Genomic DNA, 26,119 nt, shown 5'->3' on the forward strand with positions numbered 1-26,119 from the left:
TATTTTTTCAAAAAAACATGTATTTCATCGATAATTTAACCACAACATGTTAACAAAAATTAGTTTTTATCGATTTATTTAATACTTTTAGCGAGATTTCGATATTTTCACAACAATTACTAACTGCTAAAAATTAAAAATTAATCAACCAAAATGAAGGAAAACTACTATTTTATCAGCCATCCAAACGAAATGAATAAGCAGGATTATGCATTTCTCAAAAAGGGCAGGCTATTATTATTATTCTTTTTTCTGCTCTTTACATTTCAGATTTGGGGACAGGGAACGCAATGTTCAAATGCGACCCCGATAACAATTAATGGTGCCTGTATTACAAACCATACAATTGTTGACACCGGTCAAAATGCACCAAATGTTGGATCAACAGGTCCAAATGGATCAGTATGCGCAACAGGTACTTTCAGAAGAGAAGGCTGGTACACCTTTACGGTAACCGGTGGTCCACTAAACGTAACCATAACAGCCTCTTCAGCCGACAGAAATTTATATATACAACTTATTTCTCAGACTGGAGCATGTGCTGGAATTGCTCAAATTGCATGTGCCAACAATGACACTAATACAAACAGTGCACAAACAGAAACCATTTCAAACGTTTCCTTAAACAACGGAACCTATTATATTAAGGTATCCAACGTTGGAAATAACAACGACATGATACTTAACAGTTTATGTGTAGTATCACCACCGGCAAACGACGATTGTACGGGAGCAATTCCATTAACGGTTAATACATCAGGAACTTGTACGTACACTACTTATTCGAATGCAAATTCAACGGCTTCAACCACACCCTCAACACCTCCTGCTCCTGGTTGCTCCAGCTACTTAGGATCAGACGTTTGGTTCTCATTCGTAGTACCGGCTTCAGGTGAAGTAACAATTGACACGCAAACCGGCGTAATGACTGACGGTGGCATGGCTTGGTATACCGGAGCATGTGGCTCGTTAACTTTATTAGAGTGTGACGACGACGACAGTGCCAATGGCTTAATGCCGTATATCACCCGTACAGGTTTAACCCCTGGCGCTACCATCTACGTTAGATTTTGGGAATACGGAAATGACAATAACGGAACTTTTGGCATTTGTGCATCTACCAGACCGATATGTGCTACACCAACTGCTCAACCAACTGCTTTAAGTTTAACACCAGCGGGCGGCAACATCAGTGGTTCTTTCACAGCGGCAAGTCCGGCCCCTTCAAATTATTTAGTGGTCTACAACACAACCGGAGCTACTCCTTCACCTGCTAACAATACTACGTATACTGTTGGCGGAACAGTGGGAGCCGGAAATATTGTAGCAGATATTGACACAAACACAAGCTTTTCAGTATCAGGATTAAACTCCTCCACTACTTATTATTTCTTTGTGTTTTCATATAACAACAGCAGTTGTGCAGGACCTGTTTATCTAACCACAACGCCATTAACAGGAAATGCAACTACGGGGATTGCTTATTGTACCCCTGTTACCACTTCAACACTTGATTACATCTCTAATTTCACCACCACTGGCGGTTTCTCAAACTTCAGCCATTCATCAGCCTCTTCACAACCAGCAGGCTATGGTGATTTCTATACAACATACAGCGCTTCTCAGGCAGCTGGAGCAAGTTTAAACTTCTCCGAAACCTATGTAGGTGGTTCACACGGTTTCAACATTTGGGTAGACTGGAACAATGACGGTGATTTTGCCGATGCAGGTGAAAAAGTTTTTGGATCTGCAGCCATCGCAGGCGGACATTCCGGAAGTTTTACAGTTCCCGGAGGAACACCAATTGGCGACTACAGAATGAGAATCAGAGCTTGGTATAACAACAACAACCCTGATCCATGTACCAGCATTACATATGGAGAGGCAAAAGACTACAAATTAACGGTAACCGCACCACTACCATGTGCCGGAATTCCTTCTAATATCACTGTTTCAGCTATTACCGCAACAACAGCAACCGTTTCCTGGACTGCAGCAGCGCCAGCGCCTGCAAGCGGGTACCAATATTATCTTTCAACGAGTTCGACGGCTCCTACAGCAGGAACTACCCCAACGGGATCAACAGGAGCAGGTGTATTAACAACTGGTTTAACAGCATTAACACAATCTACTACTTATTATGTTTGGGTTCGCTCAAATTGCGGAGGTGGATTAGGTCAAGGTCTTTGGATCGGGCCGGTTAGTTTTACAACTCCATGTATGCCTGGAGGCGGAACAGGAACCAGTACTTTAGGATGTCCGAATGTAATTTCAGGAGGACTTGGCCTGAACGGTGCAGATCCGGCTCCTATTACATGTACATCAGGTTCTAACTGTGTGAATCTGGAAGCAACCTACTTACAATTAGGAAGCACTACTAACTATACTGCGCAATCCATCCCGTACAACCCTCCTTACCAGTTTAGCTGTTTAGCCAATCCGGTGAGTGTGAATCAGGATGACGTATGGTCGCCGCTAATCAACTTACCATTCAACTTCTGTTTCTATGGTAACACTTACAACACGTGTTCGATTGGTTCGAATGGTGTTTTAACTTTCGATGCTACAAGAGCTGGAACAGCATCCGGCTATTCTTTCAGCAATAACTTACCTAGTACCACTGGCGCTTTATTCGCCAACACCATCTATGGTGTTTATCATGACATTGACCCAAGTGTAGGCGGTGAAGTGGGATGGGAATTAATCACCTTAAATTCAGGATGTAGAGCCTTAGTAGCTTCTTGGAGTAATGTTCCGATGTTCTCAGACAACTCAATCCTATATACAGGAATGATGGTGTTATACGAAAACACAAACATTATCGAAGTTTACATCAAAGAGAAAAGAATCGACGGAACCTGGAATGGTGGAAACGCAATCGTTGGAGTTCAAAATGCAGCGGGAACACAGGCTGTTACTGCACCTGGAAGAAACGGTCTTGATACAGATTGGACCGTAACCAATGAAGCTTGGCGTTTTGTGCCGTCCGGAACTTCTATCACTTCATTCAAATGGTATGAAGGAGCCGGGACCACAGGTCCTGTTTTGGGAACCACAGCTACTTTAAATGTTTGTCCAACGGCAACAACAACTTATACAGCAGAAGTAACTTACACTTTATGTAACGGGACTACTTTAAAAGAAACAGATCAGACAACTGTTACGGTTTCAGCAGCTAAAACATGGAATGGTTCGGTAGATACAGACTGGAGCAAAGCAAACAACTGGACACCGGCAGGAGTACCAACAGTTGCCGACTGTGTAATAATTCCAAACGTTACTAACGACCCAATTATTAGCGGTTCAGGCTATACCGGATTAGGACTTAACCTTACGATTCAAACCGGAGCAATTTTAACGGTTAATACAGCCAACAACTTATCAATCGTTGATTATGTAAACATCAATGCCGGTGGAGATTTAGTGTTACAAAACTCGGCGAGTTTGGTACAGACTAACAACGTTGCCAACACAGGTACTGCCCACATCAGAAGAAATTCTCAACCGATGTACCGTTTGGACTACACCTACTGGAATTCCCCTGTTACTGCAGCTTCAGGATTTACAGTTGGAAACCTTAACGCAAACTCTCCTTATATTTATCGTTACACCCCAACTGTAGCTGGAGGAAACGGTACTTGGGCCTCTTTAAGCGCAGGTTCTGTTATGAATCCTACTTATGGTGTAATTGCAAGAGCACCGGGAACTTTCCCGACCTCTGGAGCAAAACAAACTTATACTGCTACGTTCACCGGAACACCAAACAACGGAACGGTAACCATGCCAATTTCAAAAGGAACCAATGCCAATATCGGAAGCACAACGCCGAGTGGTGGTTCAACGGTTGTAACAGATGCAGATGACGAATGGAATCTTATCGGGAACCCTTACCCTTCTGCTATAGACATTGTAAGCTTCTTGAACCATCCGGCCAACGTACCGGTTATTGACGGAACAGTTTATCTGTGGACACACAATACATTGCCGACTGCTGCTTCACCAGATCCGTACTATGGCAACTATTCATACAACTATACGGTAAATGATTATGCTACTGTCAACTCGTTAGGAGCTACTGCTACAGCAACGACAGGTGGTACTATGCCAACTACCTATATCGCTTCAGGTCAATCCTTCTTTATCAGCGCGGACAATGCCATGGCAAACGGAACAACAGGAAATGTTACCTTCAATAACAGTATGCGTGTTTTAAACAACAACTCGAATTTCTACAGAAATACTGCTGGTGAAAACACGACTGACACGTTCACCAAGCAGCGTCTATGGTTAAACCTTTCGAATAACAACGGAGGTTTCAGCCAGATTCTTGTAGGATATGCCGAAAGTGCCACTTTAGGATGGGACCGCGGATTGGACGGTGAGTCTTTAGCCGGTAATGCTGTGAAATTCTATTCCTTGATTGAAAACCGAAAACTGACCATTCAGGGACGACCTTTACCATTTGAGCAGCAAGATGTTGTTCCTCTTGGATATAAAGCGACTTCACAGGGTACTTACACTATCGGAATCGATCATTTAGACTCAGAATTTAGCAATACTGATGTGTATCTTGAAGATAAACTTTTAAATGTGGTTCACAACTTAAAGTTAGCTCCTTACAGTTATTCTTCACAAGCGGGAACTTTTGATAATCGTTTCTACTTACGTTACACTCAAACTACCCTTGGCAACGAAGAAGTGGCCAACCTTGCAGCATCGGTAAATGTTTTCACCGACAATACTGTTAAAATCACTTCCTCTATTGAGCCTATTAAAAACATTGTGGTTTATGATGTCTTGGGAAGAAAGATTGACGAATACAAAAATGTTGCTGCTAATCAAATGGAATTGTTCCGATTAACTTCTTCGAACAATGCTTTGATTATCAAAATTACATTGGAAAATGATATGGAAATCAGTAAAAAGATCATCTACTAACAAACCTACTTACCTACCCTTAAAAGGCTCCGAATTTCGGAGCCTTTTTTTATGCTAACTAATTGAAAATATTTCACATACACATTGATTCTTGTTATTTATTCATCAATTAACCAATGTATTAATTCGTAAAAATATAACACTCACAGTGCCAACTGTGAATTATATTAGATTACTTTTCTTACAAAAGTGTATTTCATCGATATTTTAATGCACTTTATCGATATTAACAATTGATATTGGAGTTTTACCACTACTTTCGCGCGTTATAAAACTAACTGAAATAATGAAACTTTTATCCCAAAAATTGTTATTTTTCTCTCTGATTCTTACAGGGTTTGCATCGCAAGCACAGGTTGGAGTGGGTACTACTACCCCACAGGGAGCTATGGACATTACCTCAACTACAGACGGACTTTTAGTTCCTCGAGTTGCTTTAGTAAACACAACAACAGCCACAGTATCTACACCGACTACATCAGAAATTGTATACAATACAGCTACTATTAATGATGTAACTCCTGGTTTCTACTATTGGTCAGGAACGCAATGGATCAGAATCGCAACAGGCAATTCAAGCGACTGGAGTTTAACCGGTAACGGAGGAACAGCAGCTGGAACAAACTTTATTGGAACAACGGATGCTCAAGATTTACGTTTCAAAACAAACAGCACAGATCGTTTAAACATTTCAAACACAACAGGTCAGATTCAAACTTATGCATCCGGTGCAGCTGGAACTCCGGCCTTTACTTGGAATAGCGATACAAACACCGGTATTTTCAGACCGGCGGCAGACAACATCTCACTTACAACAAATGGTGTAGAAGGAGTAAGATTAAGAAACAACAGCAACTTAACAGTTGGAGCTACGTATGCAACTGCCAATGCTGCGCCAACAAGCGGATTACGAATTGAAGGGCAAACTGTAGTCGGGAAAGCTTCTGGTGAAGATTCAAGAGATAAAATTTCTGCTCACACATCAGCAACAGCTTATCAAAATATTACAGGATACCCTAACAGCACAGCAAACAGAGCTGTTTCCGGATACGCTGATTCAAACGGAATCGGATTGTTTGGTTTTGCAAACAGAACAGGGTATGGTGTTGTAGGACTTACACAGCCAAGTACGATTTCCAACTTCGTACAAACAGGAGAAGGAGTACTTGGTCAAACTGACGGAGCAACCGGAGGACCAACCATTCCTCTTGGGGTTCACGGTATCATCCACGAAACTACAACAGGTACTTGGAGAGCAACGGGAACAGCTGGTGAAAACAACAACGTTACCCCTGGAGTAGGTTTCAGCGGAGGTCCATATACTGCAAGTGGTGTAACCTGTGGTTCTTACGGAAACTATGCTTCCATTGGAATTAGTTCAGGAACAAACATGTATGCATTTGGTGTGGCCGGAGACCTTCTAACACTAGGCGGTTCAATTCCTGATGGAGCCGGAGGGGTTTTCGGATCAGGAGGTTCAGGTCAATTCGGTATGTTAGGCTATAACAGCTTAGCCGGTACTCGATACAGTGTTTATGGTGGTGGTGCAAACGATGATATAGCAACGGGCAACACTGGTAAATCCGGTTCAGAGAGCACTTCCCCAAACAACCATGTAGGACTTGGTATCAACGGTGGTTTCATGGGTGGTTATGTAAAAGGTAACCAATATGGAATGATTTCAAGCGGTAAAGAATTTGGCATATACGTTCAAGGAAACACGATCGTAAACCAACCGGTTGTTCAATTATCCGAAGGCAATGGTGCCGAAAGAACTAAAATGTACTTAGCTTCTTCTACTGAAGTGGACATTACCACTAGAGGTGTTGGTCAGTTAAGCAACGGCGAAGCTTTTATTTCATTCAAACAAGCCTTCAAAAACAATGTTTCCAAATCAGAAGCAATCAACGTTACCGTAACACCAACTCAGGAAACTAACGGCGTTTATGTAAGCAAAGTAACGGCTGAAGGTTTCTACATCAAAGAAAACAGAAACGGAAACAGCAATGCTTCTTTCAATTGGACCGCTATTGGAACAAGAGCTGGTTTTGAAAATGGTGTTGAAATTTCAAACACAGTTCTTTCTAACAACTTTGACGAGAAAATGAACGGTGTAATGCAAGACGACGGTACTAAAAAAGAAGGGACACCTATTTATTACGACGGTCAAAACGTGAGATTCGAAAGAATTCCGGAAGGTTTTGTTAAAAGTCAGAAAAAAGAAAGCCCTAAGAAAAAATAATTAGATATTTCAATTAAAGAGTTCCTTCCAGGAACTCTTTTTTTTTACCATCTCAATATTACTTCATCGACATTTTTTTCAACTTCATCTGATTTAGATAAAATTTAAGAAAAAACACATGGAATAAAAATATCTTTACATTTCCAAAAAACCCAAAGTGTTCGCATGCCTCCCATAGAAGTTTAAACTAAATGATATGGATATGGAACGAGCAAAATTACTCTTTACGCTATTAGCAACATCTGCATTTGTATTGTCAAACGCACAGGTTGGTATTGGAACAACTACGCCGCGTGGTGCCTTGGAAATCAACTCCACAACAAACGGTTTTGTTCCTCCTCAAGTTGCTTTAACCGCTACAACAGCATCTGCACCTGTAGTAAATCCGCAGGGAGGTGCTCCCATTTCCGGAACAATCGTCTGGAACACCGCTACTGCCGGAGCCTCACCTAACAATGTTATCCCGGGTTTATACTACTGGGACGGAACCCGTTGGGTTTCTTTTGAAGGATCTCCTGGAGGATTGGATTGGTCTTTAAGCGGAAATGCCGGTACAACTGTCGGTACGAATTTCTTAGGAACCACAGATGCTCAGGACATACGAATCAAAACAGGAGTCGGTGGAGTGGATCGTTGGAACATCTCCAATGCAAACAGCGGGCAATTACAATCCTATTCCTTAGGAACGGCAGCCCTCCCAACCTATTCTTGGCAAACGGACACCAACACAGGGCTTTTCAGCCCCGGAGCCGATATTTTAGGGGCCGCAACAGCCGGAAATGAAAGAATGAGAGTCGAAGCAGACGGCGATGTGGGCATAGGAACCACTGCGGCTTCTTATAAATTATCGGTTCGTCACGATCAGGATGGTTATGGGGTAATGTCAATTGACAATGCCACTTCAGGTGGGTTCAGCGGAATATACTTTATGCAAAATACATCCTACAGAGGCCATATTGGCTATGTCAATACGGGCGGAGCATCTACTTTTGGAGGAAAAGGGTCTTATCAGTTAGCTGCCGGAAACCGACATATGCTTTTCAGCACTAATTCCGGTGCGGAAACATATTTGGAAAGAATGATTATTGCCCAAGACGGAAGAGTCGGCATCAATACAAATCCGACAAACCTATCGGCCACCATACAGCCAACATCAACATTACAGGTAAACGGATCCATAGCCGTTGGAGTTGTCAGGGTAACCGTTGGAGCCGGAGGTGCAACCTACACAATACCCGGCACCATCAGCAAAGTAATCCTTGATGCCAGCGGAGGGGGCACCTTGACTGTAGAGCTGCCCGATCCCACCACGTGCACTGGTCGTTTGATAAGCATTTCCCGAGGAACCGGCACAAAAACCATAACCATAGATCCTGTAGGAGCAAGTAACGTACAAAATCTGGATGGTACACTTACAGCTACCACTTCGCTCCCGGCGCATTCAGCGGCTGGTGCGGGTATCAATATTCAATTTTGGTCAGATGGCGTAAACTGGTACAGATAAATCAAAGAAATTTCAAAAAACTCCAAAAAGACCTTTGCTTCAAATAGTGAAGGTCTTTTTCATTGGCATACGCTTCTCTTTCGAAACTTATGTTCCGGTAAGCCGTCTTTCGGTTTTTATATTGAAACCATCGGAACAAAAACTCCAGGGAATACCAAATAAAAAAAGGAAGGATAAGCAACTCGAGCTGTTGTCGGATATGGATCATTTCGTGGTTGACAATCACCGCATCTTCCCTATCCTCTTTGCGGGTCAGCAGGATAAACGGAAACAAAGTGATACCTCTGAAACCTTTCGGCGTTAAATATTTAACTACAAGTATAATCATTAACGGTAAAGTTCCTAAATTTGCCTTTATGAATGAACAAATTAACCCGAATAATTTAAAAGAAGGGGAAGATTTTTATTATACGCCCGAAGGTTATAAATGCTTTACTGAAAAGTACCATTTAAAACGCGGATACTGCTGCAAAAGTGGCTGCCGTCATTGTCCGTATGGCTTTGACAAAAAAACAGGACAGATTACTAAAAAATAGTTGGGCGTTCCCTCGTTAAAAAAAACGAGGTCGGGCTATCCGCAAGTACACAGTACTTTGCTTTTATCCCTAACGCAATCCGGCTACAAAACAACACAACAATAAAAAATGGACATCCATTTACAAAAATACAGAGTCAAAATACACAAGTCCTATCACAGGTCTGACATTCGTTACCCTTAGTCGTCATTCTCCCTACGAATGAACAAATTAACGAATACTCAAAAACACAAAAATGACTTTTCAAGAACAAATACTGGAAGGAATTCCATCGGTTTTACCACAACCAAAAGCCTACGAAGCGGCAATCAACCACGCCCCGAAGCGTAAAGAAATCTTAACGGACGAGGAAAAAAAACTGGCTCTCAAAAACGCCTTACGCTATTTTGAACCAAAACACCACGCTACCTTAATCCCTGAATTCAAGGAAGAACTGGAAAAATACGGCCGTATCTACATGTACCGTCTTCGTCCCGATTACGAAATGAAGGCGCGTCCCATTTCAGATTATCCGGGAAAAAGCGAACAGGCAAAAGCGATCATGCTAATGATCCAGAACAACCTGGATTACGCCGTAGCACAGCATCCGCACGAATTGATTACTTATGGCGGCAACGGAGGGGTGTTCAGCAACTGGGCACAATACCGTCTGACCATGAAATATTTAGCCGAAATGACCGAGGAACAAACTTTGGTGATGTATTCCGGCCACCCGATGGGCTTGTTCCCTTCGCATAAAGAAGCACCAAGAGTAGTCGTTACCAACGGTATGATGATCCCGAATTACTCCAAACCGGACGATTGGGAAAAATTCAACGCGTTAGGCGTAACCCAATACGGACAGATGACCGCGGGAAGCTACATGTATATCGGGCCGCAAGGTATCGTGCACGGAACCACCATTACAGTATTGAACGGTTTCCGTAAAATCAAAACCAATCCTTCAGGGCATTTATTCGTGACCTCCGGTTTAGGCGGAATGAGCGGCGCACAACCAAAAGCCGGAACCATTGCCGGATGTGTAACCGTTTGTGCCGAAGTGAATCCGAAAATCACCAGAATCCGTCACGAACAAGGCTGGATCCATGAAGTTGTGGAAGATTTAAGCGAATTGGTAATCCGCGTTCGCAAAGCACTAGAAAACAAAGAAGTGGTTTCTATCGCCTATTTAGGAAACATCGTGGATGTTTGGGAAAAATTCGACGAGGAAAACCTATACATTGATTTAGGTTCCGACCAGACTTCCCTACACAATCCTTGGGCGGGAGGCTATTATCCTGTAGACATTAGTTTCGAAGAGGCTAACGAGATGATGGCCAACAACCCGGAACAATTCAAACTTGAAGTACAAAGAACGTTACGTCGTCATGCGGCAGCCATCAACAAACACACAGCCAAAGGCACCTATTTCTTCGACTACGGAAATGCTTTCCTACTGGAAGCTTCCAGAGCAGGAGCCGATGTTATGGCTGAAAATCCAACCTTAGGAAGAGAATTCAAATATCCTTCTTATGTTCAGGACATCATGGGACCGATGTGTTTCGACTACGGTTTCGGACCTTTCCGTTGGGTATGTTGCTCGGGAAAACCGGAAGATTTAGCCAAAACGGATAAAATTGCCTGCGATGTTTTAGAAGAAATGATGAAAAACTCACCGGCTGAAATCCAACAGCAAATGGCGGATAACATCCAATGGATCAAAGGGGCTCAGGAAAACAAATTAGTAGTTGGTTCCCAAGCTCGTATTCTATATGCCGATGCGGAAGGCCGTACCAAAATTGCAGAAGCTTTTAACCAAGCGATTGCCAGAGGCGAAATCGGTTATGTGGTATTGGGACGTGACCACCACGACGTTTCCGGCACCGATTCACCCTACAGAGAAACTTCCAACATATACGACGGTTCCCGTTTCACAGCAGATATGGCCATCCACAACGTAATCGGAGACAGTTTCCGTGGCGCTACCTGGGTATCCATCCACAACGGTGGTGGTGTTGGCTGGGGCGAAGTAATTAACGGTGGTTTCGGCATGGTTCTTGATGGTAGTAAAGAAGCCTCAAGACGCTTAGAATCAATGCTTTTCTGGGACGTAAACAACGGAATTTCCCGCAGAAGCTGGGCCAGAAACGAAGGCGCCATGTTTGCCATAAAACGCGCTATGGAGGTTCAACCGTTATTAAAAGTAACCATCCCGAACATCGTGGATGATTCCTTATTGAATAGCTAGTTTTCAAGTTTCAGGTTTCGGATTATGACCGGGATTTAAAACTTGAACCAAGTAATTAGAAACCTGAAACAATTTAAATATGAAAACAATTAGATTACTTGCACTATCACTACTCTTGGTATTAGGCGCTTGCAGTTCCGTAAGGGTAGATTCTGATTTTGACAAAAATGTTGATTTCAGCCAGTATAAAACGTATGCTTTTCAGAAAAGCGGTATTGACAAAGCCGAAATATCAGATTTAGACAAAAGAAGAATCCTTCGCGCCATTGATACCGAAATGGGCAAAAAAGGCTACACCAAAAATGATGCACCGGACTTGTTGGTTAATATTTTCACCAAAGAAAGAGAACGTGTTGATGTCAACCAATACAACGCCGGATGGGGTTACGGTTGGGGCTGGGGCTGGAACCCTTACTTTTGGGGCGGAAGAACCTATGTTTCCACCTCCACTGAAGGCACTTTGTACATCGATTTAATAGATGCCAAGAAAAAAGAACTGATCTGGCAGGGAAAAGGAAGCGGCTACCTAGCTGAAGACAACTCTAAAAAAGAAGAACGAATTCAGGAATTTGTCTCCAAAATTTTAGCGCAATTCCCTCCGGAAAAAAAATAAAATTAAAACAGGACTGTCTTCGGGCAGTCTTTTTTTTCTTATCACAATAAAAAACCGAAAGCTGACAATTATCATATCTTCATTATCGGCACTATAGTATCTTTACCGCAAATTAGCACAGATGAACGACATACAAAATTTAGACGATATCAAACTAATGGTAAACTCCTTCTACGATAAAGTACGAGAGGATGATTTCATTGGTCCTATATTCAATGAAAAGATACAGGACCGCTGGCCGGTACACCTTGAAAGAATGTATGGTTTCTGGCAAACCGTCTTACTGGATGTACGTGCTTATTCCGGCAGTCCGTTTCCGCCGCATGCGACACTCCCCATAGGTAAAGAGCATTTTGAACGCTGGATAGAAATTTTCACCAAAAACATGGACGACCAATTTTCAGGACCTATAGCTGAGGAAGCCAAATGGCGTGCCGGTAAAATGGCCGAAATGTTCCACTACAAAATCGAATATTTCCGCAAGGCAAATCAGAAGCCTTTATCATAAGAAATTGATTTTTTATTTTGATTTTTTCGCAAAAAGTTTACATTTGGTAAATAATCAATATGTTGATAATCATGACCAAAAACTACTGTAAGACATTCTTGATACTTTTTGCTTCCGGGCTGTTATTTTCGTGCAGCTCCACCAATGTATTAACGATGAACGTCACCGAACCGGCACCTGTATATCTTGAATCGAAAGGAAAATCCGTCGGCATTATCAACCGTTCGCTTCCGGCCAAAGAAAACGAAGTCTTTGATGCCATCGACAAAATCTTATCGGCAGAAGGCAAAGACCTGGACAAAGACGGAGCCAACGAATCCCTGTTGGGGCTTCAAAACGAACTGACAAAAAACAACGGCTTCACGGCTGTAAAACTTGTCGAGGACAACAATCTGAAATCCGTGGGAATGAGTGTATTCCCGGCTACTTTGCCATGGGAAACCATAGATAAAATTTCGAAACAGCACAAAGTAGATTACCTGTTTGAATTGTCTTTTTACGACACGGACACCAAAGTCGATTACAAAACAGCAACCGTTGAGAAAGCGAATGTGGTGGGTATAAAAATCCCTATAATTGAACATCAGGCTACTGTCTCCACTATGATCAAAAGCGGTTGGCGCATTTATGACGTAAAAAACCGTACCGTTTTAGACGAACAGGGCAACAACAACGTAACAACAACTGTCGGTAGGGGCATCAGCCCAATGAAAGCCGTTGAAGCCATATTAGGCAGAAAGCAAAATGTATTGCAGGTGAGCAACAACTTAGGCGCCGACTATGCTTTAAAAACATTACCCTATAAAATAAGGGTTTCCAGAGATTACTATGTAAAAGGAACCTCTAATTTTGAAATCGGCAAACGCAGGGCACAAACCGGAAACTGGGATGGTGCGGCTGAGCTTTGGGAAAAAGAAGTAAACAACGTCAACCCACAAATTGCCGGAAGAGCCTGTTACAACATGGCCATTATCAACGAGATAAACGGAAATCTGGACGCAGCCGTAAACTGGGCTTCCAAATCCTATACCGATTATGGCGACAAAATGGCATTGCGCTATTTAAACGTATTAAAAAACAGAGTGCAGAAAAAGCAGCAACTCGAATCGCAGGTACAGTAAAGAAATGCATTTCGATAGTGCATTACAGTGTTGCGACTATGCTAAAATCATTGTAAGGTCCTGAAACATTTCATAACTTTACCCCGAAATACATCAACACACCACAACCATGAATACAACGTTCGAGACCAACCCACTAATCGAAAGATTACCCAAGCATTTAAAACAATTTATCAAACCGCAGGATTACAACGAGTACACTCCTATCAATCAGGCTGTTTGGCGTTATGTAATGCGTAAAAATGTGGATTATCTCGGAAAAGTTGCCCATGACTCGTATTTAGACGGATTACGTCAGACCGGAATCGACATCGAAAGCATCCCCAACATGTATGGTATGAACCGTATTCTGCAGGAAATCGGTTGGGCTGCCGTAGCGGTGGACGGCTTTATTCCGCCTAATGCCTTTATGGAATTTCAAGCGTATAATGTATTGGTTATCGCTTCAGACATCCGTCAGTTGGAACACATCGAATACACACCCGCTCCGGACATTATCCACGAAGGTGCCGGACACGCCCCTATTATTGCCAATCCGGAATATGCTGAATATTTGCGTCGTTTCGGAGAAATCGGTTGTAAAGCCATTTCATCGGCACGAGATTACGAAATGTACGAAGCCATCCGTTTGCTTTCCATCTTAAAAGAAGCAGAAGGTACACCAAAAGATGAAATTGAAGCCGCTGAAAAACGCGTCGACGAACTGCAAAACGACATGGGGGAATTATCGGAAATGGCCCAAATCCGAAACCTGCACTGGTGGACCGTGGAATACGGCTTAATCGGAACCGTTGATCAGCCGAAAATCTATGGTGCCGGGTTATTATCCTCTATCGGGGAAAGTGCGTGGTGCATGACCGACAACGTAAAAAAACTACCTTACGATATAAGTGCTGCCAATCAGAGTTTTGACATCACCAAACCACAACCGCAATTGTTCGTGACGCCAAATTTTGCGTACCTGAATGAAGTTCTGGAAGAATTTGCCAATAAAATGGCTTTGCGTACCGGAGGTTTAAGCGGTATTCAAAAAGTGATCAAATCCAAAGCTCTGGCAACTATCGAATTAAGCACCGGTGTACAGATTTCAGGGGTTTTCGCCAATGTAATCGAACACGAAGGAAAACCGGTTTATGTTCAGACTACCGGAAAAACCGCTTTGTCTTACCGTGAAAAAGAATTGGTGGGACATGGCACAAATTACCATGCAGAAGGTTTCGGTTCTCCAATCGGGAAACTGAAAGGCATCAATCTGGCTATTGAAGACATGAGCCCGCGTGATTTAAAAGCTTACGACATCTACGAAGGCGAAACCATCACCTTGGAATTCGAAGGCGACATTACCGTATCCGGGGAAATAGTAACCGGATCTCGTAACCTGCGTGGGGAAATCATCATCATCAGCTTTAAAAACTGTACCGTAAAACATAAAGACACCCTTCTTTTCCAACCAGAATGGGGAACCTATGATATGGCTGTAGGTAAAAAAGTAACTTCTGCTTTTTCAGGCCCTGCGGATGTGCACAGCTTTGACATGATCAGCCATGTGCCGTCTTCCAAAACCATTAAACAGAAAAAATCCCCGGAGCGCGAGGAACTGGAAAACTTATACAAAAACGTGCGTAACATCCGCGAAGGTAAACACGCCGAAATCACTCTTAAGGAAGCTTTTGCTGCTGTTTCGGCCAACCATCATAACGACTGGTTACTAAGCGTTGAAATTGTGGAATTATCCCAAAAAGATGACAATACAGATTTAACCGAAAAAGTTTTAAACCATCTTGAAAACGTAAAAATCTCCCGTCCTGAAGTAGCGCATTTAATCTCAAACGGACTGGATTTGATCTTTGACAAGACAACAGCGTAACATAAGTTACAAACTGTCGTCTTATGAGGCAGTATCTTTGTTGAAAAATTAAATCATGAGATTATTGGAACTATTAGGGCTGAGCAACAAATCCAACACTATTGCCGAGTATGTTGCAAAAGGCGCCGTAATCATAGACGTAAGATCCGGTAACGAATTCGCAGCCGGCCATATTCAAGGAGCCAAAAACATTCCTTTGGATGCTATACCGGGGCGTACCTCCGAAATAAAAGAACTTCAGCAACCGGTTATTGTTTGTTGTCGTTCGGGTATGCGAAGTGGTCAGGCGGCCAGTATTTTAAAGCAAAAAGGCGTTGACGTAATTAATGGCGGTGGCTGGGAAACCCTTCAACAAAAATTATAATGGAAAACTTCAACAGAAAAAAGCATTGGGAAACCATTTATGACACCAAAGCCCTTAATGAAGTGAGCTGGTACCAGCCTATTCCCAGAACTTCTTTAGAATTTGTTCAGAAATATGCTCAAAAGGATGACGCGATTATTGATGTAGGCGGAGGCGACAGTTTTCTGGCTGACCATTTACTGGAGTTAGGCTACACGAATATTACCGTATTGGATATTTCCGAAAAAGCAATTGAAAAAGCCAAAGCACGATTAGGAAAAAAAGCCGAATCGGTAACTTGGATTGTAAGTGACATCACCAATTTTACCCCTGAAAAGCAATATGCTGTTTGGCATGACCGGGCAGTATTTCACTTTCTAACAGAAGCAGCCGATATTGAAGCCTACAGAAAAATTGCGGTAAGTGCCTTACAACCTAAAGGAAAGACACTCATCGGAACGTTTTCGGAATCGGGGCCTAAAAAATGCAGCGGCATTGAAATCCGACAGTATTCGGAGAACCTTATGAAAGAAACGTTCAAAGAGGATTTTACACCTTTGGAATGCTTTTTTGAAAACCACAACACCCCTTTTGACACCGTTCAGAATTTTATCTTCTGCAGTTTTGAAAAAAAATAAAACCCCAATTCCTTGGGGTTTCTTTTTATAATTTAAGGGTCTCGCCCATTTGTTTTTCACTTTCAATTACCTGATTCTTGTATTCTAGTTTCCAACCCATTTCCGTGGTCAGGATCAGGATTTTTGCCAATTCGCTCACTAAACGGTTTTGAGCATTTGATTTCAGGGATGATTTTTCGATTTTGGCTGCCAGATCCGCCTTCACTTTCTTGTTGATTTTGTTGTAATCGTCTCCGGTAAAAGGATTCATGCGGCTTTGCTCCACATCATAAAACTGAATATCCGGGCTGATTTTTATTTCTTCTTTCGGAATGCTGACAATGGTGATGGTTTTATTTTTTTCATCGATATCGTATTTTACCTGACGCAGATCGTATGCCACGGTCACATCGGCATTAATAATGATCAAGGCTTTTTTCTCGAAGGAAAGTAAATCCATCAGGTATTTTTGCTGGTCTTTATAAGTCATCACCTGAGCAAAATGGCCTTCGGTAACCACCAGTTTCCCGACATTTTTAATTTTCTCCTGGATCAGACTGGAGTTGTATTCCGTAGTAGTGGTGCTCTTTTCAGCGGTAAAATATTTATAGGCAACCACCCCGATTACCAGAAAAATAATCAGGTACAGCAATTTACCGGAACGCCCGATTGCCTGAACCAGGGGAATCAGCATGTTCTTGATTGCGGTTTCGGTGGAGGAATCTCTTCGTGTGGCCATACTTACGGATTTACTTACGAAGATAGCAAAAACTTAAATCCAATTGTTGTCTTTCGCCTTTTGAATTGCTTCGATTTTGGAATGTACCTGCAATTTTTTGTAGATATTCTCGATGTGTTTGCGAACCGTGCTGGGCGAGAGAATTAAATTATCGGCGATTACGGTATAACTCAATCCTTTGCTGAGCTGCTCCAGCACATCGATTTCCCTTTCTGACAAACGGATATTTTCCTGTTCCCGCATATCGGTAATTTCAATCGGATTGCGCAACAACCTTAGCGTTTTTAAAGCAATGGAAGGCGTCATCGCAGCTCCGCCGTTCAAGGTCTCAAGGATACCGTCGTGCAGGTCTTTGGCATCGATTTCTTTTAACAGATAACCGTCTGCTCCGGCTTTAATGGCTTTGAAGATGTTTTCATCATTATCAAAAACTGTCAGCATGATCACTTTGATGTGCGGATATCTTTTTTTTACCAAAACAGTGGTTTCAATGCCGTTCATCAGTGGCATTTCGATGTCCATCAGTATAACATCTACCGCAGTTTGTTTAGCAAGTTTCTCCAAAAACGCTTCTCCGTTTAAGGCATGGAACCGCACTTCAAAAACGTCAAAAAAGGACAGTTTCTCCATGACGGTTTTCAGTAAAAATGTATTGTCGTCTGCTAACGCGATTCTTATTTTCTGGCTCATCGTTTCTATTTTAAAGCACTACTTTTACGGTAGTCCCGCGGTTAATTTCTGAAGTAATCCGGATTTGACCACCCACTTCGGCCATGCGTTTGGCCATATTGTTCAGCCCGTTTCCCAAAGCGGTTTCATTGGTATTGAATCCTTTTCCGTTATCGGTTATCGTTACGCTGATTTTTGCTTCTTCTTTTTGAATTTTCACTTCAATGACGGAAGCCTGTGCATACTTCATACTGTTGTTAAGACTTTCCTGAATTACCCGATAAATGTTGATACCTTCCAAAGACGTGAAGGTAACATCATCGGCCACCGCATTGTCGATTTCAAAATTAAACTGAACATTATGAAAAGCTGTTTTAGCGCTGTCGATAAAATTGGCTATGCGCGCTTTCAGATCCAGAAACGTGATTTCGTCTTTGTTCATCGCCCAAATCGTATCGCGGAGTTCGGCTATAGTGTTCCGGGTAAACATATTGATGCCGGATAACTTCTCTTTAAGTTTTTCATCTTCGATTGTAAAGCCGTATTTCAGGTTATCGATCGAGGAAATGATAAATGTAAGCTGCGCCCCGATATTGTCGTGCAAATCGCGGGAAATACCCAGACGTTGCTCCTGCAATTTGTTTTGGGTTTCCACGACAGAAATCGCATTTTTCAATTCGAACTCCTGCTCCTGTTGCCTGTTTTTCATCTTTTGCTGACGAATGAAAAAGCCTCCTGCAATTACTGCCGATACAGTAAGCAGCGAAATAATGATCAGCCAATTGGTTTTCTCCTTGTTTTCGATCTGTTCCGTAATCAGTTTATTTTTAGCCAACAGCAGTTGTTTCTCCTTTTTCTCGTTCTGGTATTTGGCTTCGGCCTCGGCTACAGTTTTGGCACGTTCTTCTTTGTAAACAGAATCACGAAGCTTTATGTACAAATCCTGATCTTCAACAGTTTTCTGAAGGTTTTTCCGTTTTTTATTGAACTGAAAACTCTGATAATAATAATCCCGCAGCTTTTCGGCATTTTGGCTTTTCCTAGCATAATAATGTGCTTTGGCAAACATTTTTTCCGCCTTTTCATAATCCCCCAATTCGCTGGCAATCGTCCCCAAATTAGTATAATGCGTAGCATGTTCGTAATCGTAATACGCCTCATTGCCTTCTTTGGTCAGATCGGTTACTACTATGGCTCGTTTTATCCAGCTTTCCGCTTCCTTAAATTTTTTCTGTTTGAGCAGGGTGTTCCCGATGTTGTTATACGTACTAGCCAAACCTAAGGTATCTTTGCCTTTAACATACTTCAAAACCATCTTGTGGTAATACAGCGCTTCGTTGGGTTTGTTCCAATCGTCATAATTGATAGCCAGGGCATTTAAGGCCAAATAAAGCGATGAAGGATCAGGCTTGGCTTCTTTCAGAAACTGATCGACCGCTTTCTTGCCATAATAAACACCTCGGTTGTAATGTTCGAAATCGTGGTAATTCAGGGACAATTGCGTATAGAAAAACCGAACCCATTTCGAGGCACTTTCCTTTTCGGCGAGTTTCAGCCCTTCAAAAAGATAATGCAGTCCTTTATCGTATTGTCCTTGCTTTTTATAAACTTTATTGATGTTGTTATACACCGTGTACAAGGAAGCACTGCTGTTGGTTTTACTCAATTTTTCGATAGCTTTCTTCCCGTAGAAAACGGCGCTGTCGGGGTTCCCGAAATCCACATGGCGGGCATTTTTGCAGAAGTAGAACTCGCCTTCGTCTGCCTCGGTTTTGATAAATTTTTTCGCTTCTTTGAAATAATAATCCGATGAATCTGTAGAAGTATATGCCTTAATTAAAATCTTTTTCAAGTTCTGGGCCGAAACACCTGTGGTGATCAGAAAACAAAGCAGTGCCATTCTTTTTTTCAGCATATACGTTTACCGTTAGTTGTTTTTCTTAGTGATGCGCTGTAAAAAAAGATGCTGCAAATCGACAATTTCCTTCCCGATTCTCTTCATGCCACTTTGGTATTGGGATTCAAAATCCGACACCAGCCGGTTTTTGTTTTCCAGTTTCCTGTTTTCCTGCTGCATGGCTTTAAACGAGGCAGCTAACGATTTCATCTTAAAACGATGCACATCGTTCATCTCTTTATTACTTTTAAGCATTCTAAAAATAATAAAAAAATCAACCGCAAAAAGTATTGCAAGCACTATCATCATAACCTTATCAAGAATAAATTCCGAACACACGCCTGAACCGCATGTGCTTCAGAGTAAAAAATCCTCTCCGAAACCACTCGAAGAGGATAACTAAAAAACCAATCAACATTAGTTTATAGTAAGTATATAAACATTCAACAGCAAACAAAACAGGATTAATAGTGCGATAAACACTATCGCCATTAGCAGTCGTCGTTCTTTCCTAATCGTATTTTTTACCTTCCCATACATTGCTGACCCCAAATAGTTTCGAGGTAAAATTGCCTAAAAAGAGAATGGCAAACAATACGACAATTGCCCTATTTTTTAAAAAAGGATGGTTGGATTTTGTGCCTGAATTCTGGTTATCCGCTCTTTAAGATTGTCCTGAAACTTACGGAATTCCAGAGAATCAGGATTGAAGGGACGGTGCTGCATTCCTTTTTGAATGGCTTCCACTTCGTGCATAACAGGCGAACTCACCTCAGCTATCATCGTTTCCCGAAAACGTCCCCAGATATAGTCTACAGCTATTGTGTTGGGATGCAGCATGTCTTCGGCATAAAAACGATAATCGCGTAATTCGTCCATCATGATTTCATAAGACGGAAAATAAACCATGTTTTGGCTGCCGGATTCCCTTTGCAGTGTTTTGTGCAAAGCGGTTATCAGATGGGATTTGCTCAGTTGGTTTTCCGTAAAACCGTCTTTGATATGGCGTACGGGCGACACTGTAAAAATAAAGGCCGCCTGTTGGTTTACCGAAGTGATCATCGATAGTATGTTTTGCAGGCTTTCTTCAATCACCTCAACGGAAAGCAATTCTTTGGTAAATTGCTTTTGAGGCACTTTATGACAATTCGCTACGATTTCAGCATCGGTTAGGTTTTTATATACCCAAGCGGTTCCCAAGGTAATGATGACGTGACTCGCTTCGTGTATCCAGCGGTTAGTACTTTCAACAATTTGGTTGAGTTCGTGCAGAAAAATGGCTTTGTCGGAATGGCTCCGTTCGGAATGCACTTCGAAGCAGTTCCAGCGTTCATTATGAAAAAAGATATCGGATTCTTTAAAAAAGTCCTGGTTTATCGCTCTGCGAATCACTTTCTCAAGGGAAACCGGATTGAAAATAATCCCGAACGGATTAACACTGTTCTGAAATTTATAGTAATTAAACTTCTCCCCCATATTTTCCGCAAAACAAGAGCCCAATGACAGGATTTTGGAATCGTAATCGATAGGCAGCTCCGTTTTTGGTATGGGAATGACGGTTCGGAAGTTCATGTTTCAAGATTTATTTCAAATGTAAAAACTAATTCCCGAAACGAAATATCGAAGCGCAAATTATTTTAAAGCCTCAACTACTCATAATACCGGTACTGGTAATTGAAACCACCCGGTGAATCAACCGTGCTGACTGCTGATACGGGATAATTTTCATCATTATAAACAATTTCAAACACTAAAGGAGAATCTTGTATTTCTTCCGAGAAGAAATGTGTCGTCGTTGTTTGTATGTTTCTGGTCAGGCCGTACAACCCGTCGCTCATGTATTCGCACCATTTAATTTTGTCCAGCCCGATTACATTCCGCAGCGGATTGTTACCCTGATCGTACTCGAATTGCCGGGTATACAAAGACGGCGTTCCCACATTGTACTCTATCAGCGAAATCTCACCGTTTTCCAGATGGAACACTTCGGTATGGCGGTAGTTGGTCTGGGTATTCAAATCACCATGAAAATTCCGCACTTCCACACTTGCATTTCCGGTATAGGTAAACACATTTTTGGTTGCAGTGTTGCGGTCTAAATACAATGTTACTTCTTCCGTCAGCTGCCCGATAGTATTATAGAAAAAAATGGTTTTTTCGATGATGTGGCCTCCATGGTCATACGTCCGGATTTCAGTAATAAAATCCCCGGAATAAACATATTTATCATACGCTTTAAAAGGTAATTCAAACTGATAGACAATGCTGTCTATTTTTTGTCCTTTATAATAAAAATCATAGGCTGCATGATCTGCCATGACTGTATACTGCAGTTGTTTCAGCAATACGGATGACTGCTCCGGATCGTTTTCATTTTCAGAAGTACAAGAACAAAAAAGCAGAAGGAACGACGCTGTCACTCCTAATAAAGTAACCCCTATTTTCATATGCCACAAACTTTACTCAGCAATCAAAAATGCCCAACATGTTGAATTTCAGTTAAATATAACAAATAAACCAAAAAACAAAGAAGGCTTTCGATATACTACCAATATATCAGTCATAGCGATACTTCCTGTTGATAATCCATCCGAAAAACAAAAAACCTTTCTGCATTTAAACACAGAAAGGTTTTAATCCAAAACCGGATGATTTTGGGTTCATTTACTTTTCTTGCAGCTATTAATTATTAATTCCCATAAAAATATTGGGCAGTGAAATCATTATCCGGATTATCTAAATCATCACAAGTCTGACTGGTCGGATAATTTCCGCTATTGTAAGTATTTGTAAACGTTTGTTTCGTTACACCATCTTCACTATACCCTGTAATATTATTTACCGTCCCAAAATAGCCTTCAGTATAATTAGGTAAAGCAATTTCAGTCTTTGCAAAACCTGTAACGTTTTTAAAAGGATTATTTTTATTATCAAAAGTGGTAACCTCAACAACAGAGTACTCAAACATTGTTCCAGGATCTCTTGTTATCTCTTTTTTATAAGGCTGATCCCCATTAAGGTATATCGTTCCAGTTGCAATTGTTTCGGTACCGGAAGTTGTTACAAACGACACAGTTCCATTAGTGTTATAAGTAAAAACATCCTCTTCATGAATAAATTCACCGTTTCTATTTGAACCAATTAATCTCGAATTAGCATCATATTCATAGGTAATGGTTTCGTCCAAATTACCGTCTATGTAATACTTCTCTTGGGTAATTAAATCGCCTGTATAAGTAAAAGTAGTTTCCTCAGTAATTGTACCGTCAATACTTAAAGTATATTTAACAATTTTGTTACCGTTATACGTAAAAGCAATGGTTTCTTCAGAACCATCTCCATAAGTTTCAACTACTCTAGTCAACAAATCATTACTTGAATCATCGTTAGAAGAACTGTCACTGTCGCTGGAACACGAAGCAAACAAAAGTGCCAAAGCACTGAAGGCATAAATAAGTTTTCTCATTTGGTTTTTTTTAAAATTTTTTTTACAAAAAAAGCACTTTTCTTTCGTTTTAAAAAAATAAAAATCATTATTTTTTGTTAAAAAAAAGCCCAAACCTATTACTGATTTGGGCTTCAAATAACTTATGTTTTAAACTTTTATTTCACAAAATCAACCGCTTTTTCCAAAGCTTCTTTTATTCCGGCTACATGCTTACCTCCCGCTGTTGCGAAAAACGGTTGCCCGCCCCCGCCGCCTTGGATGTACTTTCCTAGCTCGCGAACCACTTGCCCTGCATTCAAACCTTTGCTTTCCACCAACTCTTTTGAAATGTAGGAAGTCAACATTGGTTTATCATCGGTTGCTGTTGCTAAAAGCAGGAACAGGTTGTCTTTATTCTGTCCTAACTCGTAGGCTAAATCTTTTGCCCCGTTAGCATCCAAATCCACCTGAATCGCTAAGAAGTCTACTCCATTTATGTTTTGCAGTTGAGAAGCCAATTCCCCTTTAAGGTTTTTTGCTTTTTCTTTTAACAACTGTTCAATCTGTTTTTTCAGTTTTGCGTTTTCGTCCTGTAAAGAAACCACGGACTTGATCACATCCTGAGGATTTTTCAACGTCTCTTTAATTTCTTTTAAAGCTGATTCCTGAGCCGCGAAGAACTGTTTCACCGCATCATTGGTAATTGCTTCAATACGACGGATTCCTGCCGCAACCGCTCCTTCACTAGTAATTTTGAAATGCCAGATTTCGCCAGTGTTTTTCACATGGATTCCTCCGCAAAGCTCCATGCTTTCCCCAAATTTGATCGCACGAACATTATCACCGTATTTCTCTCCGAACAATGCCATCGCGCCTTCTTCAATCGCCTGAGCAAACGGAATGCTTCTTCTTTCAATAAGCGGCAACTGTTCTTGGATTCTTGCGTTAACGAAATCCTCAACTTGTTTCAATTCCTCATCGGTTACTTTTGCGAAGTGTGAAAAGTCGAAACGTAAATAATTTGGTGCTACCAACGATCCTTTTTGTTCCACATGGGTTCCTAAAACCGAACGAAGGGCTTGGTGCAACAAGTGGGTCGCCGAGTGATTACTTGCCGTATGGTTTCTTAAATCCGTATTTACTTTTGCCTGAAAACTTCCGTTTACGTTTTCCGGTAAGCTTTTCGCAAAATGCAGAATTAAGTTGTTTTCTTTTTTAGTGTCGATGATTTCGATAGTCTCGTTTGCAGAAACCAAAGTTCCTTTATCACCCACCTGTCCTCCTCCTTCCGGATAGAACGGTGTATTGTCTAAAACGATTTGGTATAGTTTACCGTCTTTTTTAGAATCAACTTTTCTAAAACGGGTGATTTTTACTTCGTTTTCCGTTTGGTCATACCCTACGAAAGTTTCAACATTTCCGGGAACCAGAACATTCCAATCCTCGGTTGAAACTTCCGAAGCCGCTCTTGAACGTGCTTTTTGCTCCGCCATCGATTTCTCAAACTCGCTTTCGTTGAACGACATGCCTTTTTCTTTCAGAATCAAAGCCGTTAAGTCTTTAGGAAATCCGAAAGTATCGTACAATTCGAATGCTTTTTCTCCTGAAACCTCTGCGCCTTTGGTTTCCACAACTACATTCTCTAACAATTGTAATCCCTGATCCAAAGTCCTTAAGAAAGATGCTTCTTCTTCTTTGATTACGTTCGAAACCAAATTTTTCTGCGCTACAATCTCCGGGAAGAAAGCCCCCATCTGATTCGCCAATACCTCAACTAATTGATAGATAAATGGCTCTTTTGTATCCAAAAACGTAAACCCGTAACGGATCGCACGACGTAAAATACGGCGAATCACATAACCGGCTCCTCCGTTAGAAGGCAACTGCCCATCTGCAATAGCAAACGCCACTGCGCGAACGTGGTCTACAATTACACGAATCGCAATATTGGTTTTGTTTTGCTCTTCGCTGATATTTTTTATTTCGTTGTTGGTATATTTTTTTCCAGTGATTTGCTCAATTTTCTCAATAAGCGGTGTGAACACATCGGTGTCGTAATTGGACGTTACACCTTGCATCGCCATGCACAAACGTTCGAAGCCCATTCCGGTATCTACGTGTTGTGCCGGAAGTTTTTCCAGAGAACCATCCGCTTTACGGTTGAATTCCATGAATACGTTGTTCCAGATTTCCACTACCTGCGGATGATCCGCGTTTACTAAATCACGACCGGAAACAGCTGCTCTTTCGGCATCGGTTCTTAAATCGATGTGGATTTCCGAACAAGGCCCACACGGTCCCTGATCACCCATTTCCCAGAAGTTGTCCTTTTTGTTACCAAGAATAATTCGGTCCTCAGACACATATTGCTTCCAGATATCGAAAGCTTCCTGATCGAACGGTACATTTTCCGCCGGATTTCCTTCAAACACGGAAACGTATAAGCGGTCTTTTTCTAACTTTAAAACTTCAGTCAGGAATTCCCAAGCCCAAGCCAATGCTTCTTTTTTGAAGTAATCACCAAAGGACCAGTTCCCCAACATTTCGAACATGGTGTGGTGGTAGGTATCAAAACCTACATCCTCCAAATCGTTATGCTTTCCGGATACACGAAGACATTTTTGCGTGTCGGCGATTCTTGGTGATTTTGGTGTTCCGTTCCCCAGAAAAAACTCTTTAAACTGAGCCATTCCGGAATTGTTAAACATCAAAGTCGGATCGTCTTTTAAAACGATCGGCGCAGAAGGAACGATTAAATGCCCTTTGCTTTCAAAAAAATCAAGGTAAGCCTTACGAATGTCTTGTGATTTCATTTTTTTTATTCGTTTATGTGGTGATTTGGTAATTTGGTTATTCGGAAAATTCACAAAT

20 protein-coding genes are annotated in these 26,119 nt (G+C 41.6%); 11 read left to right on the forward strand and 9 right to left on the reverse strand.

Annotation, left to right across the window (positions count from 1 at the left end):
* Positions 1-153 precede the first annotated feature (153 nt).
* From ACWPKD_RS04995 to ACWPKD_RS05005, 3 genes are all read left to right on the forward strand, one after another.
* Positions 154-4,938 (forward strand): GEVED domain-containing protein, encoded by a 4,785-nt coding sequence (locus ACWPKD_RS04995; RefSeq protein ID WP_455411580.1) that lies wholly within the window; start codon positions 154-156, stop codon positions 4,936-4,938.
* Positions 4,939-5,224: 286 nt separating this feature from the next.
* A complete protein-coding gene (locus tag ACWPKD_RS05000) occupies positions 5,225-7,180 on the forward strand; it encodes a hypothetical protein (protein WP_455411581.1) in 1,956 nt (651 codons plus the stop codon).
* A gap of 202 nt (positions 7,181-7,382) precedes the next feature.
* Positions 7,383-8,684: a hypothetical protein gene (locus ACWPKD_RS05005; protein ID WP_455411582.1), complete on the forward strand. Its 1,302-nt coding sequence runs from the start codon at positions 7,383-7,385 to the stop codon at positions 8,682-8,684.
* Position 8,685: 1 nt separating this feature from the next.
* On the opposite strand, the gene ACWPKD_RS05010 is transcribed toward ACWPKD_RS05005, so the two are convergent.
* Positions 8,686-9,012 carry a hypothetical protein gene (locus ACWPKD_RS05010; RefSeq protein WP_455411583.1) on the reverse strand — a complete coding sequence of 109 codons (327 nt, stop codon included), beginning with the start codon at positions 9,010-9,012 and terminating at the stop codon, positions 8,686-8,688.
* Positions 9,013-9,040: 28 nt separating this feature from the next.
* Here ACWPKD_RS05010 and ACWPKD_RS05015 point away from each other — a divergent pair, with 28 nt between their 5' ends.
* From ACWPKD_RS05015 to ACWPKD_RS05050, 8 genes are all read left to right on the forward strand, one after another.
* Positions 9,041-9,220: a DUF5522 domain-containing protein gene (locus tag ACWPKD_RS05015; RefSeq protein ID WP_455411584.1), complete on the forward strand. Its 180-nt coding sequence runs from the start codon at positions 9,041-9,043 to the stop codon at positions 9,218-9,220.
* A 235-nt stretch (positions 9,221-9,455) separates the two neighbouring features.
* Positions 9,456-11,447 (forward strand): urocanate hydratase, encoded by a 1,992-nt coding sequence (locus tag ACWPKD_RS05020; RefSeq protein ID WP_455411585.1) that lies wholly within the window; start codon positions 9,456-9,458, stop codon positions 11,445-11,447.
* Between the two features lie 79 nt (positions 11,448-11,526).
* The gene (locus ACWPKD_RS05025; RefSeq protein WP_455411586.1) at positions 11,527-12,060 is read left to right on the forward strand and encodes a DUF4136 domain-containing protein; all 534 of its coding nucleotides are present in this window, start codon (positions 11,527-11,529) and stop codon (positions 12,058-12,060) included.
* 121 nt (positions 12,061-12,181) lie between these two features.
* Positions 12,182-12,568 carry a group III truncated hemoglobin gene (locus ACWPKD_RS05030; protein WP_455411587.1) on the forward strand — a complete coding sequence of 129 codons (387 nt, stop codon included), beginning with the start codon at positions 12,182-12,184 and terminating at the stop codon, positions 12,566-12,568.
* 155 nt (positions 12,569-12,723) lie between these two features.
* Positions 12,724-13,689, forward strand: coding sequence for a DUF6340 family protein (locus ACWPKD_RS05035; RefSeq protein ID WP_455411588.1), 966 nt, complete (start codon positions 12,724-12,726; stop codon positions 13,687-13,689).
* Positions 13,690-13,798: 109 nt separating this feature from the next.
* On the forward strand, positions 13,799-15,556 hold the full coding sequence (locus ACWPKD_RS05040; RefSeq protein WP_455411589.1) for an aromatic amino acid hydroxylase: 1,758 nt from the start codon (positions 13,799-13,801) through the stop codon (positions 15,554-15,556).
* Positions 15,557-15,611: 55 nt separating this feature from the next.
* Positions 15,612-15,920, forward strand: a complete 309-nt coding sequence (locus tag ACWPKD_RS05045; protein ID WP_455411590.1) for a rhodanese-like domain-containing protein — start codon at positions 15,612-15,614, stop codon at positions 15,918-15,920.
* On the forward strand, positions 15,920-16,537 hold the full coding sequence (locus ACWPKD_RS05050) for a class I SAM-dependent methyltransferase (protein WP_455411591.1): 618 nt from the start codon (positions 15,920-15,922) through the stop codon (positions 16,535-16,537). Before ACWPKD_RS05045 ends, ACWPKD_RS05050 begins: the two co-directional genes overlap by 1 nt.
* A gap of 25 nt (positions 16,538-16,562) precedes the next feature.
* On the opposite strand, the gene ACWPKD_RS05055 is transcribed toward ACWPKD_RS05050, so the two are convergent.
* From ACWPKD_RS05055 to alaS, 8 genes are all read right to left on the reverse strand, one after another.
* A complete protein-coding gene (locus ACWPKD_RS05055) occupies positions 16,563-17,210 on the reverse strand; it encodes a DUF4230 domain-containing protein (protein ID WP_455411956.1) in 648 nt (215 codons plus the stop codon).
* Positions 17,211-17,288: 78 nt separating this feature from the next.
* Entirely contained in the window at positions 17,289-17,945 is a 657-nt protein-coding gene (locus ACWPKD_RS05060) for a response regulator (RefSeq protein WP_455411592.1), read from the reverse strand.
* Positions 17,946-17,955: 10 nt separating this feature from the next.
* On the reverse strand, positions 17,956-19,839 hold the full coding sequence (locus tag ACWPKD_RS05065) for a tetratricopeptide repeat-containing sensor histidine kinase (RefSeq protein WP_455411593.1): 1,884 nt from the start codon (positions 19,837-19,839) through the stop codon (positions 17,956-17,958).
* 12 nt (positions 19,840-19,851) lie between these two features.
* Positions 19,852-20,076: a hypothetical protein gene (locus ACWPKD_RS05070; RefSeq protein WP_455411594.1), complete on the reverse strand. Its 225-nt coding sequence runs from the start codon at positions 20,074-20,076 to the stop codon at positions 19,852-19,854.
* A 360-nt stretch (positions 20,077-20,436) separates the two neighbouring features.
* Positions 20,437-21,393 carry a GSCFA domain-containing protein gene (locus tag ACWPKD_RS05075; protein WP_455411595.1) on the reverse strand — a complete coding sequence of 319 codons (957 nt, stop codon included), beginning with the start codon at positions 21,391-21,393 and terminating at the stop codon, positions 20,437-20,439.
* Between the two features lie 77 nt (positions 21,394-21,470).
* Positions 21,471-22,268, reverse strand: coding sequence for a hypothetical protein (locus ACWPKD_RS05080; RefSeq protein ID WP_455411596.1), 798 nt, complete (start codon positions 22,266-22,268; stop codon positions 21,471-21,473).
* 242 nt (positions 22,269-22,510) lie between these two features.
* Positions 22,511-23,287, reverse strand: coding sequence for a hypothetical protein (locus ACWPKD_RS05085; protein ID WP_455411597.1), 777 nt, complete (start codon positions 23,285-23,287; stop codon positions 22,511-22,513).
* Between the two features lie 137 nt (positions 23,288-23,424).
* Positions 23,425-26,061 (reverse strand): alanine--tRNA ligase, encoded by a 2,637-nt coding sequence (gene alaS / locus ACWPKD_RS05090; protein WP_455411598.1) that lies wholly within the window; start codon positions 26,059-26,061, stop codon positions 23,425-23,427.
* Positions 26,062-26,119 lie beyond the last annotated feature (58 nt).

The organism is Flavobacterium pedocola (assembly GCF_053764385.1).